Source organism: Aeromicrobium sp. SP1 (assembly GCF_055663785.1).
This window is the reverse complement of record NZ_JBQVVK010000001.1, coordinates 3,319,303-3,337,711: the sequence shown is the minus strand read 5'-3', so window position 1 is coordinate 3,337,711 and position 18,409 is coordinate 3,319,303. Positions and strand designations below refer to the sequence as shown.

Genomic DNA, 18,409 nt, shown 5'->3' with positions numbered 1-18,409 from the left:
GTGGCCGTCCAGGCCCACGAGCCGGCCCTCGATCCCGCACGCCAGGCCGGCGAGGCGGAGAAGCAGCTCTTCCGCAAGCAGCTGGCCATCCAAGGGCTCCGGGGACTCGCCGCGACCGGTGTGATCATCCACCACATGACGGGCCTGCTGTCCGGCGCCGTCGCGGCATTCGACATGTTCTTCGTGGTCTCGGGCTACCTGATCACGATGCGGCTGATGGCCCTGGCCCAGGCCGGCAGCCTTCGCCAGTTCTTCCTCACGTTCTACGAGTTCCGGTTCCGGCGCATCCTGCCCGCGGGGATCCTCACGATCGTGCTGACCGTCCTCGTGGCGCAGCTGGTCTACCTTCCGGCCCGGGCGCACAGCGTGACCGTCGACGGACTGTGGGCGCTGGTGTTCCTGTCCAACGTCCACTTCGCCGCGGTCGGCACGGACTACTTCGCCCAGGGGTTCTCGGCCAGCCCGCTCATGCACTTCTGGTCGCTGTCGGTCGAGGAGCAGTTCTACCTCCTGTGGCCCGTCATCATGCTGGCCGGCCTGTGGCTCGCGGCGCGCAAGCGGCTCCCCGGCTCCGGCGTGACGGCGATGGCGCTGATCGTCCTCGCGGTGTCCTTTCCGTACGGCTGGCACCTGACCACCGCAGACCCGCTGGCGGCGCACTTCTCCACCCTGACCAGGGCGTGGGACTTCGCCGCAGGCGCGATCGTGGCCGATTTCGCGATGCGACACGCGCGCGCGAAGACCGCCGCCGTGCAGGGCCGACCGGTCGAGCGGCGGTTCCTCGATCCCGTCCACGAGTTCTTCACCCGGCATGCCTACGGGTTGGCCTGGGCCGGATTCGCCGTCTTCCTCGCGGCCCTGTTCGTCGTACCCACCGGCTCGCGGTACCCCGTCCCGGTCGCCATCGTCGGCGTGGGCGGCTCCGTCATCATGCTCTACGCCAACACCCTCAGGACCGCCACGCAGTGGGTCGTCACGAACCGGCTCGTCGTGTGGCTCGGCGACATCTCGTACTCGCTCTACCTCGTCCACTTCCCCGTCATCATCTTCGCCAGCAGCTACCTCGCCGCCAACCGGGCGTTCCTGTACGGGTTCGACGTCGTCGCGACCCTCGCGTTGAGCATGCTGATGTTCCACTTCGTCGAGGAGCCCGGACGACGCGGCATCACCCGGACCAAGGCATGGTTCGCCGACGGCCGGCACCGTCCGGAGCTCGCGAAGATCCTGGCGTGCTCCGTGGCGGCCGTGGTGATCTTCGTGGTGGCCCCCAAGGGCGCCGTGGCCGACACGTCCGTGAGCGTCGACTCCCTCGGCCGGTCCTCCAGCTCCGCGTCCGGAAGTGCGGAGGCGACCGCGGACCCGAGTCCCGCGCCCGAGGGGGGAACGTTCGACGACCCCCATCTCGTCCGGCCCGCCGACGACGTGGCCCACGCCCTGGCCGCGGCGGTCGGGCTCACCACGTGGCCCGACCTGGAGAACGCGGACCGCATCGGAGCCGCCGACGACTTCACCGAGCCGTGCAGCGCCGCGAACGACGTGGAGCCGCCGTGCGTGGGCACGCCCGCCTCCGGGGTCGATCCCGACAAGGTCGCCGTCGCGATCGGCGACTCCGCGATGCTGTCGTACTGGCCGATGCTGCGCGAGTCCCTCGTGCCGCGCGGCTGGACCGTCGTCCTGTTCGCCCGCGGAGGCTGTCCGGCCTCCTTGGTCACGGCCGACTACGGGGCCCGTGACGTCGAGGGGTGCCAGGAGCACCACGCCGCCTACGAGCGACTGCTCGACCGCTGGCGACCGTCGCTGGTCCTGGTGTCGGAGGGCGAGAACGTCCCGACCACGGTGAACGACGGCCACGGCACGACGCTGCAGGGGCAGGCATCGCTGGACGCCTACGCGCGCGGGCTGACCGACGTCATCGAGCTGATGTCCGCCGACGACGCCCGGGTCGTGCTGCTCTCCTCGCCGCCCGCGGGTGCCGACCTGAGCGCGTGCCTCGTCGCCGGCTCGACGCCGCGCTCCTGCCTGCGAGAGCCCTCGGAGTACTGGCTGACGATGAACGGCATCCACCGCACGGTGGCGACCGCGACGAAGTCGACCTACGCCGACCTGCTGTCGTTCTTCTGCCACGGCACGGTGTGCCCCAGCGTCGTCGGCGACCTGGCCGTGCGGGCCGATGCCGCCCACCTCACGCCCGAGTACGCCGCCGTCCTCGCGCCGTCGTTCCAGCAGTACCTCCTCGACACGGGCCTGGTCCGATGAGCATCGACCAGGAGACCCGGAGCGACGTCGACGGCGTCGGCGGTGCCGGCGGCCCCGAGGACCTCGCCGCGCACCAGTCCACGAAACGGCGACTCGACATCCAGGGCCTGCGCGGTCTGGCGATCATCCCGGGCTTCACGTTCCACATGACCGGCCTGCTGCCGGGCGCCGTCATCTTCATCGACATGTTCTTCGCCGTCTCGGGCTACCTGATCACGGGACGCATCATCCACCTGACGCAGACGCGCACGAAGCGCGGCTTCTTCTACGACTTCTACAAGTTCCGCATCAAGCGCCTGCTGCCCGCGGCCGCCGCGACGATCCTCATCACGGTCGCGCTGGCCTGGCTGCTGTTCGTGCCCACGCGATCCCGCAGCATCACCGGCGACGGGATCTCGTCGCTGCTCTTCTACTCCAACATCCGGTACGCCGTGCAAGGCACCGACTACATGCACCACGGCCACACGACGACCCCGCTGCTGCCCTTCTGGTCGTTGTCGATGGAGGAGCAGTTCTACGTCGTGTGGCCGCTGCTGATCCTCCTGGTCATGGGGTGGGCCGCACGCCGCTTCCGCGCACGCATGGCCCTGCTCTGCGTGTTCGGCGGCTTCATGGTGCTGTCGTTCAGCTACGGCTTCTGGTTCACCTCGGCCCATTCGGTCCCGGCCTACTACGACACGCTGTCGCGCACCTGGACGTTCGCGGTGGGCTCGTTGCTGGCCGTCTACGCCACGCGCGACCGCCTGTCGCACCCGGTGCGTGGCTCACTGCGCGGCGGCAGGAAGCTCGTCACGGCGGGCGTCAAGGCCGCTGCCGCGGGCCTGCGGGACCTCCTGAACCGCCATCCCTCCCTGGTCTCCTGGACGGGAACGCTGATCTTCTTCGTGGCGATGTTCATCACGCCGACGGAGTACGGCTTCCCCGTGCCGTGGGGCGCCCTCGGCGTCCTGGGAGCCAGTCTCGTGATCTTCGCCGGCATCGACGGCAGCCCCGACAACTGGTTGCTCAGCAACCGGTTCTCGGCCTGGGCCGGCGACCTGTCGTACTCGATCTACCTCGTGCACTTCCCGGTGATGATCTTCGCCGCCAGCTACCTGTCGAACAGCAAGCCCCACCTCTACCTGTTCGACATCGTGGTCACGGTGGCGGCGGCGCTGCTGATGTTCTACTTCATCGAGGAGCCGGCCCGCCGGGGCGTCGCGGCGACTCGCGCGTGGTTCCGGGCCGGCGGGCACCGGCCCGTCGTCCAGGCCGTCCTCGTGTGCGTCACCGCCGCCACGATCCTGTTCGCCACGGCGCCCATGAGCCCGGCGGCCTGGACCGCCCAAGGGGCCCCGTGGCTCTCGGGCCCCAGCGCCGCCGCCACGGCGTCGGCCACGGCACCGACGCCCGCACCTCCCGTGGTCCGCGACTTCGACGATCCCCACCAGGTGGCGCCCACGGCGGACCTGCACGAGGCCTTGAACGCCTCCCTGCGCCTCGAGTCGTGGCCGCCGCTGAGCAACAGCGATCGCATCGAGAACATCTCGGCGTACCTGGGCAAATGCAACACCGAGGACGCCCTGGACCCGCCGTGCGTCGCGACGCCCTCGACGGGTGTCGATCCGTCGAAGGTCGTGGTCGCCCTGGGCGACTCCACGATGCTCGCCTACCGGCCCATGCTCGAGAAGGCCCTCGTGCCGCTCGGGTGGACGGTCGTCACCGTCGCACGCGTCGACTGTGCCGCGGCCATGTCACCGGAGGCGGACGACGCGGACGACGGGTGCCGGGAGTACCACGACGCCTTCGAGCAGGTCTTCGAGCGCTGGCAGCCGTCCCTCGTCCTGATGAGCACGGGCGAACGCGCGACCCCGCTGACGGCCGAGGACACCACGCGCACCGGTCCCTACGCACGGGGGCTGACCGACACGATCGCCCTCGCCCAGCGCCACGGCGCGCAGCCGGTCGTCCTGTCGCCCCCACCGTCGCTCGAGCTCGAACGCACGCCGGCCCAGTGCCTCGTCCGCGGTTCGTCACCCTCGAACTGCGTCTCCACGCCGGCCGACGCGTGGTTCACCCAGAACGGGCTCGACCGCGACGTGACCGAGCGCTCGGGTGCCGTCTACGGAGACCTGGTCCCGCTCCTGTGCGTCTCGTTGGTGTGCCCCGGCTCGGTCGACGACCTCGTGGTGCACGCGGACAAGGACCACATCACGCCGGAGTACGCCGAGCTGATGACGCCCTCGTTCGAGCAGTGGCTCGTCGCGCAGCGTCTTCTTCAGTGATCCGGGCCGGTTGACCGGCGCTGCACGAACAGCGGGAGGACCAGCAGTCCCGCCAAGGTCAGCGTCAACGCCCATGCCGCCCACGGCAGCGCGGCGATCCACCAGTTGGCGATCGCCACCTGCGCGATCGCGGCGGCCCAGAAGGCTCCGACCACGACGAGCCACCCGGTCCTGTGCGGTGACTTCCAGACGGCTGCGAGCAGGAGCACCGCGACGACCATCGCGGGCACGATGAACTTGCCGCTCTGCCTCGTCGTGGCCCACCAGTAGGCGAGGTACAGCGCGGTGGAGAACCACAGCACCTTCACCGCGGGATCGCCCTTCCACCGCACGAGGACCGCGACCGAGAGCACCGCGAGGACGGCGAACCCGATCAGTCCCCACGACTGGTGGCTCAGTCCGGCCGCCACGGTGCTGTCGGGGGTCACCGACAGGTAGGCACCGTCGATGACCGCCTGGGGCTGGAGGATCGACCACAGGTTCCCGGCGGAGTTCGTGACGTAAGGCCACGCGTCGAAGGCACGCTCGTAGAGTCCGGCGAGCGCCGCCGGGTCCAGTCCGAAGAGGCGCATCACCGCGGCGACCGTGACGACGGCGCTCAGCAGGCCCAGGGCCAGGCCGGCAAGGGTCGGGCGCAGGCGGCGTCCGGGCCTGAGCAGCTCCCACGCCAGGATCGGGAGCAGGACCAGCGCGTACTGCGGCTTGCTCATCGCCTCGACGGCCCCGAGCACGCCCACGGGAAGCCACCACGCAACATGGCTCCTGCTCTTCAGCAGGACGACGAGGAACCACACGGCGAGGTTCGCCGACCACCAGTCCCACCGCAGCATGTAGGCCGAGATCGGCACCACCGGGTTGAGCAGGCACACGACCAGCAGCACGTTCTCTCCGTGCCCACGGCCGAAGAGCTGCAGGATCAGGACGTACAGGCCGAAGGACATCGCGACGGCACTGACGACGTGGAACCCCGAGAACAGCAGGAACCACGCCGCCCCGAACGAGTCGCCGCCGAGGGCTCCGTACGTCGTCTCGAGAAGCTTGAGCACGGCGATGTCGCCGGGGAGGTGATCGGGATACGAGTAGAGACCGGCGTAGGGGCCGAGGTCGCCGGAGAACTGCAGGAAGGTGCTCAGCTTCGTCGTGTAGAACTCCTGGAGCGGGAGTCCGCGCAGCATGCGGCCCCACCCGTGCACGAAGTAGTGGTCGCTGCCGGGCTTGTAGAAGACGTTGTACGTCAGCAGCGCCGGCGCCAGTCCCCAGACGAGCCCGAGGAGGCCCAGTCCCAGCAGCTCGTTCCACTCGAAGATCCGGGCCCCGCTCCTGCGGTCGGTGCGCACGTCAGCGGCCTCGACGGGATCGGCCGACGTCGTCACTCATCCGCGCCCTCGGCAGGAGGCGTGAGGACCACCCACGTGCCGTCCGTCCACTGCGCCTGCCACTGCGCGACCGCCCCGAGGGCGACCAGGCTCGACGCGTCGTCGATCGTCAACGCGGCGCACGTGATGCCGTACTTCTGGAAGATCGGACCGAAGTCCATGCCCGGCTCCAGGGTGCTGTAGTCGATGATCTCGCGGCTGTAGGGATCCTGGCGATTGTCGACGAACACCTTGACGTCCGGGGTGAACCAGATGAGGTAGGCGCCGGTGTTGTACGTCGTGTAGACGTTCCCGGGGCACTGCTCGATCGCCGCGGCCGCCTCCGGCGACATGGGCGTCCACCCGAGGTCGTTGGGCTCCTTCAGGGTGCGGCCCACGCTGATGCACATCGCCACGACCGCGACGGCCACGAGCACGCGGGCACCCGGCAGCAGTGACCCCGGATTCACCGGGCCATGGGGCCGTTCACGACGCAGCAGGCGGATGAGCAACGGGAGCGAGACGATGCCGAAGACGCTGATGTTGCGGATCGACGACCACGCCAGCGGGGCGATCACCAGGACCATGCACAGGTCGAGGAAGATCGGCCACTGCCGGATCCGCTTCAGACGGAACACGAGCACCAGCACGAGCACCGAGCACCAGGCCCAGAACCACCCGGTCAGCCACGGGGCGGTCCAACTCGGCTGCCACTCGGCGATCCACTCCTGACCCGGCCGGGAGGGCGAGGTGACGATGTAGTGCCACAGACCCCAGCCCATCGGGTTGACCAGGGTGGCCAGCGCCGATGCGGCCGTCGTCAGTGCGTAGGCCCGGAAGCGCCTGAAGCGCACGTGATTCGCCGCGGCGTCGCGCCGACCGCGGAAGAGCACGCAGGACAGGAGGCTGGCGACCGTGGCGGCCACCAGCAGCAGCCCACCCAGCACGACCTCGCCGTGCAGGTTCGCCCACACGAGCATGACCACCACGATCGTGCGCCATCGCTCGGCGTGGATGAGGCGGATCATGACGGCCAGCAGCAGGAGGCTGATCATCATCGGCCGGATGGACCAGCCGACCGAGACCAGGGCGATGACGGGCGTGATGACCACGACGTCGGCCCACGTGACCCTGCCGGGAGGCCTCGCCACGAACACCGCGGCCGTGGCGGCCGCGGCGTGGACGACCGTCACGAGCGCGAACCCGCCGACGGTGTACAGCCCGTAGAGCAGCACCTGGTAGAGCCAGGAGTGGTTGGGCCACGGGTCACCGTGGGCCGTGTACGAGTAGGTGTCGGTCCGGATGAACTGGTGCGACTCCCACATGTCCTTGCCCGCCCGCAGCGCCCACCACGTGTCGGGCTGCACCGTGGTGGTGCGCACGGCGACGACGATGATCGCCGCGGCCAGCAGGACGAGCGTGAGCGCAGGCATCGACATCGGCTTCATCAGCCGATGCCACCCCGATGTCAGCCTGCTCACGGCCAGGGTTTGTCGTTCGTGTAGTTCGGCTCGGTGGGCCACTTGGCGCACAGGTTCGAGCTGCCCGGCGTCACCGTGATGCTCAGGTTGGGCAGCGTGATGTCACCGCTCAACTGCACCTGCCACAACCGCCCGACGACCTTCGACAGGTCGGCGCGGGCGGCGTCGATGCCGGTCCAGCCGGAGCCGAAGGTGCGCGGCGTCCCGTCGACCACCCAGTTGGCCGGGGCGCTGCCCGCGTAGATGGCGGAGTTCCAGGTGGTCAGCGGATCGCTGCCGGTCGACTGGCCGAACGGGTTGGCCATGTAGGGCGTGCCGACACCGCCGGAGGTCGAGATCGTCGTGATGTCGGCGGTCGACAGGCCGATCTGGGTCGATCCCTTCAGGTCGATGCCGGTTCCGCTCGCATCACCCACGAGGTCGGTCAGGTCGAACACGCCGTTCTTGGCGGTGACCGCGGCCGACGGCGAGTAGACCCTGATCGTGTAGCTGCCCAGGACGCCGATGGGCTCGGTCTTCGACAGGCACATCCCGTTCATCGTCGCTCCCGCGAAGCCCGCCCGCAGGACGTTCTTCCACGTGCCGTTGCTCAGCTGGACGGGCGCCATGCCGAAGCCGGCGTCCACGGCCTGGAGGCGGTTCGTGGCGAAGGACATGCCGTGGCCGTCGCCGGTTCCCTCGTTGATGATCTTCAGGGTGCCGTCGAACCCGAGCACGCTGTTCATGGTGGCCGTCACCATGCCTGCCGTCAGCGCCAGGCCCACCGTGTAGAGAGCCGCCGCCCGGCGCCAGCGAGTGCCGTGACGCGCCGTGGTGTCCGTCACGAACCATCACCGACCTTGATGCGGGTGTTCGGCAGGCGAATCGAGTTGGCGTCCAGCTCGTTGCCGTTGTACGGGTTCGTGGAGCCCTGCGCGTGCGACATCAGGTAGTAGAACGTGATGTTGGCTCCCGTGAGCGCGAAGTTGCCGCCCGAGGAGAGGTTCTGGGCCAGACCACCGGTCAGCGAGCTGACCGCGAACTCGCACGTCGCTCCGGCGCCGGAGCCGTAGGTGTTGCCCGCGACGCCCGCGGACCCGCAGCCCAGGGTGCCCAGCGGCATGGCGTTCATCGGCACGGTCATGACGCTGTTGGACGTCATCCACATGTCGGTGAGCACGCCGGCGCCGCCGATCGTGACGGCTCCGTTGGGCACGATGTTGAGGACGTAGGGCGTACTGGGCTTGAAGCCCGCGGACGTGGCGGAGTCGGCGTACATCTTGAGGTTCTCGGCCTTGCGCGTGCAGCCGTAGCCGTTCACGTAGTTCGCGGGCTCGCTCCCCGTGCCACTGCAGACCTGCAGCGATGCCAGCGACAGGTGCGCCACGTTCGCGCTGCCCGCTCCGGCGAAGGACAACGTGCCGAAGTCGCGCGGGTAGATCTTCGAGACCAGGGCGACGACGCTGTTGCTGCGGTAGTAGGTGCCGGCCGTGTTGATGTTCCGCTTGGTGTCACCGACCTCGAGCTTCCACGCCACGCCGGAGACGCACGGGTAGGCCCGGCCGTTGGTGAAGTTGTCCCACGCGTTGTTGTACATCTGCAGGTTCTGTCGGCGCACCTGGACGTTGGTGCTGTTCTGCTGACCGCACTGGAACGGCTGGTAGTTGTTGTCCTGCGTCTGCGCGATCGCCGCGCCCGTGTTGTCACGGATCTGCGGCCACAGCAGCACTGCCGAGACGAACAGCGTCATCACGGCCAGGCCGAAGAGTCGCTGGAACAGTGTTGCCTCAGTTGCGGCCTTGATCGTCGGTGCCTGCGGCAGACGCATCGTTCACCTCCATGGCGTGCGGATCCTCGTGGGAGTCGACCTCTCCGGTGCGCCGGGAGCCCTTGGGCTTCTTCTCGCCCCAGGCCCAGATCATCGAGCCACCCAGGAGGCCCAGGAGCGTGCCGACGAGATAGCCGCCGAGGTTCGCGGCGACGAAGGCAGCCAGTGACGTGAGGAACGCCAGGATGCCGACGAGTGACTTGTAGAAGGGGGCGAACCACGCCACGAGCCCGAATCCGACGAGTGCACCGCCCAGAATGTACCCGGCCGAGGAGTTGAATCCTCCGGTGACGGCCAGACCGATCGCGGAGCCCATCACGCGGATGATCCACACGCCGGCGAGCATCGTCCACAGGCCGCCCCAGAACGGACGGGTCTCGCGGAACGCCCGGAACCACCGTCGCACGTCCCCGACGACCTGGAGTCGCCCGGAGTCCTCGACCGGTTCGCGCACGTCAGGAGTCGTGGTCGGCCCCATCGCCGCCCACCTCCTCCAGCGTGGCCGCCTCGCGGTGCGCGCGCCGGGAGCGGCGGGATCCCTTGGGCTTCTTCTCGCCCCAGGCCCAGATCATCGAGCCACCGACGACGCCGAGGACCGTGCCGACGAGGTACCCGCCGAGGTTCGCCGAGACGAACGCCGCGAGCGCGAACAGGAAGGCGAGCACGCCCACGAGGGTGCGGTAGTGGGGCGCGAACCACGCGACGAGGCCGAACAGCGCCAGGCCACCGCCGAGGATGTAGCCGGCGGCGTAGTTCCAGCCGCCCGTCACCGCGACCTCGAAGCCGAAGTTCATGGAGTTGACGATCCAGAGGCCGCCCAGGAGCGTCCACAGGCCTCCCCAGAAGGGGCGCGTCCGGCGGAAGGCGCGGAACCAGCGGCGGGCCGATCCGAGGGCGGCGAGCACGCGCCGCGGCGCCGAGCGCCGGGGCAGGTCCTGGGCCGCCTCCTCGGGCACGAAGAGGTCGTCGTAGCCCTCGATGGGATCGGTCATGGTCTCGACCCTATGCGTCATGAGTTCGCCACCCCTTGGCAGTCACTCTGTGTCTTGGTGCCCGGAAGCGTGCGGACCTTGATGCCCGGCAGCGAGACGCTTCCGTGCAGGTTGAGACCGTACGAATCGCTGTCGTACCCGGCCACGTTCAGGTGATCGGCGGTGAGGCCGAAGCCGCCCTGCTTGGGCGCCGTCTGACCGGCGGCCCACTGGCCCGAGTTCACGTTCGCGTCGCCGACGACGCCCTCGGCGGCGCGGCCGAGGTTGAGGCCGCTGAGCTTGTTGCCGTAGCCCTTGAGGCTCGTCGCGTTGACGAACAGGTCGGTGATCTTGACGGCCTGCGTCAGGCTCGCGCCGGACAGGGCGCCGTTCCCGTCGACCGTGATGGTGCTGCCGTTGCCGTCGTTCATGTTCAGCGTCGAGCTGTCGAAGCTGCTCCGGACGGGCACGCCGGAGACGATCATGAGCGAGACGTCACCGATGACCGGGAGCGTCTGGTGCGAGATCGCGCACATGCCCGCGAGCCGGGCCTCCTTGATGCCGATCTCGGCGACGCCGGTCGAGCTGGCCGAGCTGAAGCCCGTGTTCGCCGACAGCATGCCGGCCGACGCGATGCCCTCGACGTAGTTCGAGTACACGTCGAACTGCTTGTCCGACGTCGTGAAGTTCACGGCCAGCACCCCGGAGCTGACCAGGTGGTACAGCCAGAACAGGGACACCAGGCCAGCCGCCATGAGCGGCGTGCCCCACCAGCGGGTCCCGAGATCGCGGTCGGCATCGGCCAGCATCTGCTGGTTCCGCTGCGCGACCACAGTGAGTGGATTCACCATGAAGTCGGCGCCGCCTCAGGAACAGTCGGTCTGGGTCTTGGCACCTGGCTGGAGCTTGATGCTCAACTTCGGCAGGGTGATGGCGCCCTGCAGGTTGAGGCCGAAGGACTCGCCGCCCAGGCCTGCCACGTTGAGCTGCTGGGCGTAGAGACCGAAGTTGCCCGCGACCGGCTGGGTCTGGCCCTGGGCGAGCGCAGGCCACGTGATGCCGGCCGACGTGCCCACCGTGTTGGCCGACTGGCCGAGGTTGAGGCCGGAGATCTTGTTGCCGTAGCCCGTGATGGTGTCGGTGTTGATGTAGAGGTTGTTGGCCGAGACCGCGCCGGTGGAGGAGGCGCCGGTCAGCTTGCCCGTGTTCGCATCGACGCTGACGCCCGCGGGCACCTCCGCCTGCGTGTACGTGTCGGGCACGGAGTCGCCGGCGGTCAGCACGAAGGACCACGTGCCGAGGGCGCCGATCGACTCCTGCTGGATGATGCACAGGCCCGAGAGCTTGGCCGTCTTGATGCCGAGGTCGGACAGGCCCTGCTGCGTGCCGCTGGCCTTCGTGCTGGGCGAGAGGAAGGCGGCCGCCTGCTCGGCGTCGAGGTAGTTCGAGTAGAGCTTGAACTCGTTGTTGGAGGTCGTGAAGTTGACCGCCAGGATGTTCGCGCTGACCATGCCGAGCATGACGGCGGTGGCGCCGAGACCGACACCGGCCATGACGGCGCCGCGCTTGCGGGTGCCGCGGCGCGTGCCGTCGGCAGCCGAGTCGAGCATCGCGCCATTGCGGTCCAGCAGGTCGCCGCGGAGCTCGTCGCGCTTGCCGGTCAGATCGGCACGCAGGCCGGCGACGCGGTCGGACAGGCCGCGCCTCGCGGCGCGACGGCCGGGGGCGTCAGGAGACGAACCGGCGTTGCGGCCGGGCAGGTGGAACTTCACGTGTGTCCTCCCTCAAGGACTTTCCCGAGAATGAGAAGTGCAGCGGTGGTGCGGGTCGGTCAGGCCTTCTGGGCGTTGCGCTGGTCGGCGGCGATGTCGCGCCGGGCGTCCCGCTCGGCCTTCTTCGCGGCCTTGCGGCGCTTGCGGCCCGCGAACTCGGCCAGCTGGGCCTCGCTGTAGGGCGTCCAGGCGAAGATCAGGCCCGAGCCGATGATGCCCAGGACCAGGCCGATCAGCCAGCCGCCGAGGTTCGCGAACGGCAGCGAGGCGATGCTCAGCACCATGCCCATGATGCCGAGGAAGTAGCGGTTCGACGGGATGAAGACGGCCAGTACGGCGCACAGCACCATGAGTCCGCCGATGATCAGCGGGTTCGCGGCACGGATGCCGGCTCCGACGACCATCTGCAGGCTCGCGCCGAGCATCGGCGACATCACCTGGTAGCCGGCGAAGGCGAGGATCAGACTGCCCCAGAACGGACGGCTGGAGCGCCACTTGTTGATGGCGTGCAGCACGCCACCGCCCTCGGGCGCTTCGGTGGGCTCGTCCGGCTCGGTCGTGCGCAGGTCGAGCTCGGTCGGCTTGACGCGCGAGCCCGCACCGTCGCCGAAGATCTCGGTTCCGGCGTCGAACGAAGTCGTGGAGTCGCTCACGTTCTGACCTTTCATTGCAGCAGTCGAGATGGGGGTGGTGTGGTGGTCCCGGCCCACAGTGTGACCGGGACCACCAAACCGATGCCGATCAGATCAGCAGGAGCCCTCGACCGTGCCGGGGGTGGCACCGATCGCGAGGTTCTGCAGCGAGAGGCCGTCGAGCGTCAGCGCGTACAGGTCGGCGTCCAGGTTGCCGATGTCGACCGAGCCGTCACCGACGGTCTCCATGCCGAAGCCGCCCTCGGTGTAGCCGGAGGACGACGCGGCGTCCTGATGCGTCAGATCGCTCTGGGCGAAGCCGATGCGGGTCTCACCGAGGTCGGCGGTGTCGCCGCCGAGGGTGTTCGCAGCGAGGTCGGTCCAGTCCGAGCCGAGGCTGACGTCGCCCGAGGACTCGATCTTGATGCCGAGGACACCGACGAGCGGGACGGTCGTGTCGGCGGCGAGGCACATGTCCGTGACGGTGCCGTTCTTCAGCGAGACGAGCGCGTCGGACTTCTCGTCAGCCGTGTCGTCGGTCTCGGAGGTGGCCGCCGAGACGTAGTTGGCGGTCAGCTCCATGCCGTCGCCGGTCGCCTGCGAGCCGGTGACCTGGAACGACGTGGACGAGGCGAGAGCCGCGCCGACCATGCCGTTCAGCATCGCCGCACCGAGGCCGACCGAAGCGACCGTGGCCGGAACCGTGACGGCCGCGAAACGACCGAGACGGGTGCGACCCATTCCCTTTTCCTTCATGTGTAACTCCCTCAGAGTTCGTGCCCGTCCCTCAACGGGCTGACAGTGCCTATCGGATGTGACATGCGACGTGTCACGTGTCACGACCGAACGGCTGTGACGAGTGTTACACAAGTGTCCAGGGTGTAACACCGGTTTAGGTCACATTTGCGAAACATTCGGAAGACCCTCGGTATGCGGAATCACGGGCCTGCTCCAGTACTGTGATCCGCGCCATGAAGCGTCCCCTGAAATCCGAGCGCGGAAGCTCCGCGTACCACGTCGCGGGCATCGGCGCCCTGACCCTCTTCTTCGTCGCCGCCGTCGGCGCGATCGCCGTGTTCACCTTCGCCGTGACGGTCGACGGCCACAGCATGGACCCGACCCTCAAGACCGGCGACCGACTGAGCACCAACGTCTTCGCGAAGAACGACGTCGAGCGGTTCGACCTCGTCGAGGCGGCCGAGCCGGGCAACGGCACGCACATCGTCAAACGGGTCATCGGCATGCCCGGCGACACGCTGTGGGTCGACCTCGCGGGCGACCAGCCGGTCGTCCACGTGATCCCCGCCGGCGAGGACGGCACGTACCGGGTCAAGAACCCGACGTGGCCCGCCCAGGTGGCTAGTTCGCTGACGCAGTGCTGCGACGACAACGGCGCGGCATCGCAGAAGCCGCAGCGCGTCACGGTCCCGGACGGCCACTACTGGGTGATCGGCGACAACTGGGGCGGGTCGACGGACTCGCGGGCCTTCGGCTGGGTCTCGGCGGACGAGATCAAGGCGACGCTCAACTTCCGCGTGCTGCCGCTCTCGCGGTTCGGGCAGGTCCCGGTGCCCGAGGATCTCGGCCTCGTCCCCGAGGCGTGAGGACTCAGTCCTTCGACAGCGGTGCGCGCGGCGCCCAGTCGTCGAACGTGCGGAACGCCGGGGACGCCTCGCACGGATCGGTGTTCTTCGGGCACGAGGCGAACTCGGGCAGGAACTTGCGGACCTGGTAGGTCCGGTCGTCCACGGCGCCGGCCGGCGAGTAGAAGATCGCGACGGCGCCCGACCAGTACGTGTCGCGCAGCTTCTCGACGGACTGGTCGGTGAAGATCGTCGGCTCGTCGATGAGGAAGTCGCTCGCGGCCGCCGGCAGCTCGAACCGGACCATCACGAACCGGCCGTTCTGCTCGACCGACGACTCGTCGCCGAGGTTCGTGTACACCGTCGTGATGCGCGCATCGGTGGGCAGCGTGACCTCGTCGCCGATGCGGTCGAGGCCCTCCTGCAGCGTGCCGTCGATGTCGCCCTTGCCGAAGTCGCGGCCCCAGCTGGTCAGCCCCCATTCGAAGCCGCTCGCCTGGTCGAGGCGGTACTCCGCGGTGGCGGCGTTGACCTGCACGGGTGAGCCCTTCGAGAAGGTCGTGACGTCCTCCAGCGGGCTCGCCGCCCCGACGCCGACCCGCAGGAAGAGGCTCAGCGCCAGCACGATGGCGATGCCGCCCGCGAGACCGACCCCGGCCCACACGAGCAGCAGCTTGCGCCGCTTCGCGTCGAGCGCGTCGAGCTCCTCGTCGGTCATCGGGATGATCTGGCCCTCGGCGTCCACGCGCTCGACCTTGGTCTTTGCCACGCCGGGGAGTTTAGACCACATGACATGACCCATGTCACATTCTTCACTCAAACCACCCGGGTGGACCAGCAGCCGGAATCGGGCGTATAGTCCACTTGGAATATTCGGAATGGACTTGTGAAGGATCGAGCGTGCTGACCCCCTTGGCCGTCGCCGTACTGGCGCTGCTGCGTGAGCGGCCGATGCATCCGTACGAGATGCACCAGCTGATGCGCGAGCGGCACCTCGACGAGGTGATCAAGGTCAAGGCCGGCTCGCTCTACCACACGGTCGACCGGCTCGACCGTGACGGACTGGTCGCCCAGGTCGGCACCGACCGCGAGGGCAACCGACCCGAGCGCACGACCTACCAGGTCACCGAGGACGGCCATGCCGCCGTCGACCGCTGGGTACGTGAGCGGCTCTCGCACCCCGTGCAGGAGCACCCCGTCTACCCCTATGCACTCACCGAGGCGCACAACCTCACTGCCGACGATGCCGTCGCCGCCCTGCGGACGCGGTGCTCGGAACTGTCGGACGAGGTGACGAGAGTGGAGACCCTGCTGGCCGCCAAGGCGGTCAAGGCCGAGGTCTACCGGATCGGCGCCCACCACCGGCTCGCGATGCTGCGCGCCGAACTCGACCTCACCCGCGACCTGGTCGCGCGGATCGAACGAAAGGACTTCCCATGGGATCCATGGACGTGACAACGACCCGGCCGACCGCCCTGCCGGCCAACCCCTGGCCCGCGCTGTGGGCCATGGTCATCGGCTTCTTCATGATCCTCGTCGACTCGACGATCGTGTCGGTGGCGACGCCCGCGATCCGCGAGGACCTGGCCACCGACTACAACTCGGTCATCTGGGTCACGAGCGCCTACCTGCTCGCCTACGCGGTGCCGCTGCTCATCACGGGCCGGCTCGGCGACCGGTTCGGACCGAAGAACGTCTACATGGTCGGCCTGACCGTGTTCACGCTGTCGTCGCTGTGGTGCGGTCTGACCGACAGCGTCGAGTGGCTCATCGCGGCGCGCGTCGTGCAGGGCCTGGGCGCATCCCTCATGACACCTCAGACGATGGCGGTCATCACGCGCACCTTCCCGGCCAACAGTCGCGGCAAGGCGATGGCCCTGTGGGGAGCCACGGCCGGTGTCGCGACGCTCGTCGGCCCCGTGCTCGGCGGCGTCCTGGTCGACCACGCCGGCTGGGAGTGGATCTTCATCATCAACGTGCCGATCGGCATCATCGGCCTCGTGTTCGCCGCGCGACTCGTTCCGCACCTGGAGACGCACAGCCACTCGTTCGACTGGCTCGGCGTCGCGCTGAGCGCCGTCGCGATGTTCCTCATCGTCTTCGGCATCCAGGAGGGCGAGAAGTACGACTGGGGCACGATCTCGGGCTGGATCTCGGTGCCGCTGCTGATCGCCGCGGGACTCGTCGTCCTGGCCGTGTTCGTGACGTGGCAGGCCAAGAACCGTCGCGAGCCGCTCGTGCCGCTGAGCCTGTTCCGTGACCGCAACTTCTCGGTGTCCAACCTCGGCATCTCGACGGTCTCGTTCGCGATCACCGCGATGGCGTTCCCGTTCATGCTGTGGACCCAGACGGTGCGCGGCTACGACGCGACCCAGTCGGGCCTGCTGTTCGTGCCGATGGCCGTCGCCACGGCGGCGCTGGCGCCGGTCGTGGGCCGGCTCAGCGACCGGGTGCACCCGCGACTGCTCACCTCGATCGGCTTCACGTGTGCCGCCGTCGCGATCCTCGGGACGTCCCTGATCATGGCGACCGACACCCCGCTGTGGCAGCTGCTCGTGCTCAACGCCCTGCTCGGTCTGGGCAACGCCTTCCTGTGGGCACCGCTGGCCTCCACGGCGACCCGCAACCTGCCGCTGGCCTCGGCCGGCGCCGGCTCCGGCGTCTACAACACGACGCGCCAGGTCGGTGCCGTGCTGGGCTCGGCCGCGATCGCCGCCGCGATCTCGAGCCGACTCTCCGCCCACCTGCCGCAGGCAGCCGACCTGGCCGCCCAGGGCGGCAGCGGCGGCGGTGCCCTGCCCGCGCAGTTCGCCGACCCCTTCACCCAGGCGATGGCCGAGTCCCTCCTCGTCCCGGCCGCCGCCTTCATCGTCGGCCTGGTCGTGATCCAGTTCTTCGCCCGCCCCACCCACACCCACTGACCGCCCGGCGGGTGCGTGGGCGGTGACTTACGAACCTCCGCTGCCCGGCGGGGTGGTTGGGCGGTGACTTACGAACCTCAACCGCCCGGCGGGTGCGTGGGGCGGTGACTTACGAACCTCAACCGCCGCGTTGAGGTACCTATCTCACCGCCCCCACCCGGCCGGGCCGCGGTGGGCGGTGACTTACGTACCTCACGAGGGCCGCAGAGGTACGTAACTCACCGCCCCACGCGCCGCCCGCAGCCACCGGGAGCTCCGTCCACAGGCGCGGGGCCGGGTCGTCGGCGATCCACACGGCACTCGTGACCCGGTGACTCGCCCGCCCATCCGACGATGTGCTGGCGGGATGCGACCCACACGCCCCGTTCCCGAACCACTCCGGGGTCGACCCTTCACCCGCCGCGAGGCGCAGGACGCCGGCGTGACCTCACGCATGCTGACCGGGCCCGGGTACGCGCGGATCTTCCCCCGGGTCTGGCGCGCGAGCGGCCACACGATGACTCACGCGGACTGGATCACCGCGGCCGAGCTCACGATGCCCGGTCGGGCGCACCTCACCGGCATCACCCGAATCCAGCAACTAGGGCTGGATCACGGGCCCCGGCGGCCGCTGCATCTCGTGGTCCAGGGCGATCTGCACCTCGCCACCGAGGAGATCTTCCTGCATCGCACCCCGAAGAGGCCGCCCCTCGCCGAGGACGGTCGCGTCACGGCGACGGCGGCTTACGTCGCGTGGTGCGCCGACGCCACCGTCATCGAGGCGATCGCCGTGGGCGAGTGGCTCCTGTTCCACGAGCACATGACGGTCGAGGAGCTGCACGCGTTCGCCCACCACGACCACTGGCGCTGGGGTGCCGCCGAGGCGCGGTGGATCACCGCCCATCTGAGGCCGGGCTCGAGGTCGCTGCCCGAGTCGCACGTGCGTGCCCACCTCACGTTCTCCGGCCTGGCCGAACCAGGCATCAACGAGGGGATCCTGCGCGGCACCGAGGTGGTCGCGGTCGGCGACCTGACCTACCTCGAGTGGACGACGGTGGTCGAGTACGAGGGATCACACCACCAGACGGACCGCGCCCAGTACCTGTCCGACATCGAGCGCTATGCGATCTTCCGCGAGCTGGGGCCGTCGTACCTGCAGATCACCAAGGAGATGGCGTCGTCGCCGAAGACGATGGTGCTGAGCATCCACGCGCATCTGCTCGCCCGCGGATACGACGGTCCCCCGCCGGACTTCGGGGCGCATTGGCAGACGCTCTTCCGCCCGCTGACCGACCTCGCCCGGGGCGCGGCCTTCCGCACCCGCGGCGCGTGAGCGCGGCGGCCGCCGGAGCGGTGACTTACGTACCTCGGATCGACTCCAGAGGTTC

Annotated in this window: 17 protein-coding genes; 6 read left to right on the top strand and 11 right to left on the bottom strand. The window is 69.1% G+C overall.

What is annotated here, in order from left to right:
- Together ACT26F_RS16255 and ACT26F_RS16250 are read left to right on the top strand one after the other, a co-directional pair.
- The gene (locus tag ACT26F_RS16255) at window positions 1-2,256 is read left to right on the top strand and encodes an acyltransferase family protein (RefSeq protein ID WP_471671593.1); all 2,256 of its coding nucleotides are present in this window, start codon (window positions 1-3) and stop codon (window positions 2,254-2,256) included.
- A complete protein-coding gene (locus ACT26F_RS16250) occupies window positions 2,253-4,520 on the top strand; it encodes an acyltransferase family protein (RefSeq protein ID WP_471671592.1) in 2,268 nt (755 codons plus the stop codon). The genes ACT26F_RS16255 and ACT26F_RS16250 overlap by 4 nt, the downstream gene beginning before the upstream one ends.
- On the opposite strand, the gene ACT26F_RS16245 is transcribed toward ACT26F_RS16250, so the two are convergent.
- The 10 genes from ACT26F_RS16245 to ACT26F_RS16200 all read right to left on the bottom strand — a co-directional run bounded on the left by ACT26F_RS16245 (window position 4,514) and on the right by ACT26F_RS16200 (window position 13,279).
- Window positions 4,514-5,893: a hypothetical protein gene (locus tag ACT26F_RS16245; RefSeq protein ID WP_471671591.1), complete on the bottom strand. Its 1,380-nt coding sequence runs from the start codon at window positions 5,891-5,893 to the stop codon at window positions 4,514-4,516. The genes ACT26F_RS16250 and ACT26F_RS16245 overlap by 7 nt on opposite strands.
- Window positions 5,890-7,323, bottom strand: coding sequence for a hypothetical protein (locus ACT26F_RS16240; protein ID WP_471671590.1), 1,434 nt, complete (start codon window positions 7,321-7,323; stop codon window positions 5,890-5,892). Before ACT26F_RS16240 ends, ACT26F_RS16245 begins: the two co-directional genes overlap by 4 nt.
- 29 nt (window positions 7,324-7,352) lie before the next feature.
- Window positions 7,353-8,180 carry a DUF6230 family protein gene (locus tag ACT26F_RS16235; RefSeq protein WP_471671589.1) on the bottom strand — a complete coding sequence of 276 codons (828 nt, stop codon included), beginning with the start codon at window positions 8,178-8,180 and terminating at the stop codon, window positions 7,353-7,355.
- On the bottom strand, window positions 8,177-9,163 hold the full coding sequence (locus ACT26F_RS16230; protein ID WP_471671588.1) for a hypothetical protein: 987 nt from the start codon (window positions 9,161-9,163) through the stop codon (window positions 8,177-8,179). The genes ACT26F_RS16235 and ACT26F_RS16230 overlap by 4 nt, the downstream gene beginning before the upstream one ends.
- Complete coding sequence (locus ACT26F_RS16225) at window positions 9,123-9,617, bottom strand: DUF6114 domain-containing protein (RefSeq protein WP_471671587.1); 495 nt, start codon at window positions 9,615-9,617, stop codon at window positions 9,123-9,125. The genes ACT26F_RS16230 and ACT26F_RS16225 overlap by 41 nt, the downstream gene beginning before the upstream one ends.
- A gap of 1 nt (window position 9,618) precedes the next feature.
- Window positions 9,619-10,155: a DUF6114 domain-containing protein gene (locus ACT26F_RS16220; protein ID WP_471671586.1), complete on the bottom strand. Its 537-nt coding sequence runs from the start codon at window positions 10,153-10,155 to the stop codon at window positions 9,619-9,621.
- Between the two features lie 17 nt (window positions 10,156-10,172).
- Entirely contained in the window at window positions 10,173-10,985 is an 813-nt protein-coding gene (locus ACT26F_RS16215) for a DUF6230 family protein (RefSeq protein WP_471671585.1), read from the bottom strand.
- 15 nt (window positions 10,986-11,000) lie between these two features.
- Complete coding sequence (locus ACT26F_RS16210) at window positions 11,001-11,906, bottom strand: DUF6230 family protein (RefSeq protein WP_471671584.1); 906 nt, start codon at window positions 11,904-11,906, stop codon at window positions 11,001-11,003.
- A gap of 59 nt (window positions 11,907-11,965) precedes the next feature.
- On the bottom strand, window positions 11,966-12,559 hold the full coding sequence (locus ACT26F_RS16205) for a DUF6114 domain-containing protein (RefSeq protein WP_471671583.1): 594 nt from the start codon (window positions 12,557-12,559) through the stop codon (window positions 11,966-11,968).
- Window positions 12,560-12,652: 93 nt separating this feature from the next.
- A complete protein-coding gene (locus tag ACT26F_RS16200; RefSeq protein ID WP_471671582.1) occupies window positions 12,653-13,279 on the bottom strand; it encodes a DUF6230 family protein in 627 nt (208 codons plus the stop codon).
- 230 nt (window positions 13,280-13,509) lie between these two features.
- Here ACT26F_RS16200 and lepB point away from each other — a divergent pair, with 230 nt between their 5' ends.
- Window positions 13,510-14,142, top strand: a complete 633-nt coding sequence (lepB, locus tag ACT26F_RS16195) for a signal peptidase I (RefSeq protein ID WP_471671581.1) — start codon at window positions 13,510-13,512, stop codon at window positions 14,140-14,142.
- Window positions 14,143-14,146: 4 nt separating this feature from the next.
- Here the strand turns inward: lepB and ACT26F_RS16190 are convergent, their stop codons facing one another.
- Window positions 14,147-14,890 carry a hypothetical protein gene (locus ACT26F_RS16190; protein WP_471671580.1) on the bottom strand — a complete coding sequence of 248 codons (744 nt, stop codon included), beginning with the start codon at window positions 14,888-14,890 and terminating at the stop codon, window positions 14,147-14,149.
- Between the two features lie 131 nt (window positions 14,891-15,021).
- On the opposite strand from ACT26F_RS16190, the gene ACT26F_RS16185 reads away from it, so the two are divergent.
- From ACT26F_RS16185 to ACT26F_RS16175, 3 genes are all read left to right on the top strand, one after another.
- The gene (locus ACT26F_RS16185) at window positions 15,022-15,576 is read left to right on the top strand and encodes a PadR family transcriptional regulator (protein WP_471671579.1); all 555 of its coding nucleotides are present in this window, start codon (window positions 15,022-15,024) and stop codon (window positions 15,574-15,576) included.
- Complete coding sequence (locus ACT26F_RS16180; protein WP_471671578.1) at window positions 15,567-17,042, top strand: DHA2 family efflux MFS transporter permease subunit; 1,476 nt, start codon at window positions 15,567-15,569, stop codon at window positions 17,040-17,042. The genes ACT26F_RS16185 and ACT26F_RS16180 overlap by 10 nt, the downstream gene beginning before the upstream one ends.
- 421 nt (window positions 17,043-17,463) lie before the next feature.
- On the top strand, window positions 17,464-18,354 hold the full coding sequence (locus ACT26F_RS16175) for a hypothetical protein (protein ID WP_471671577.1): 891 nt from the start codon (window positions 17,464-17,466) through the stop codon (window positions 18,352-18,354).
- Window positions 18,355-18,409: the final 55 nt, after the last annotated feature.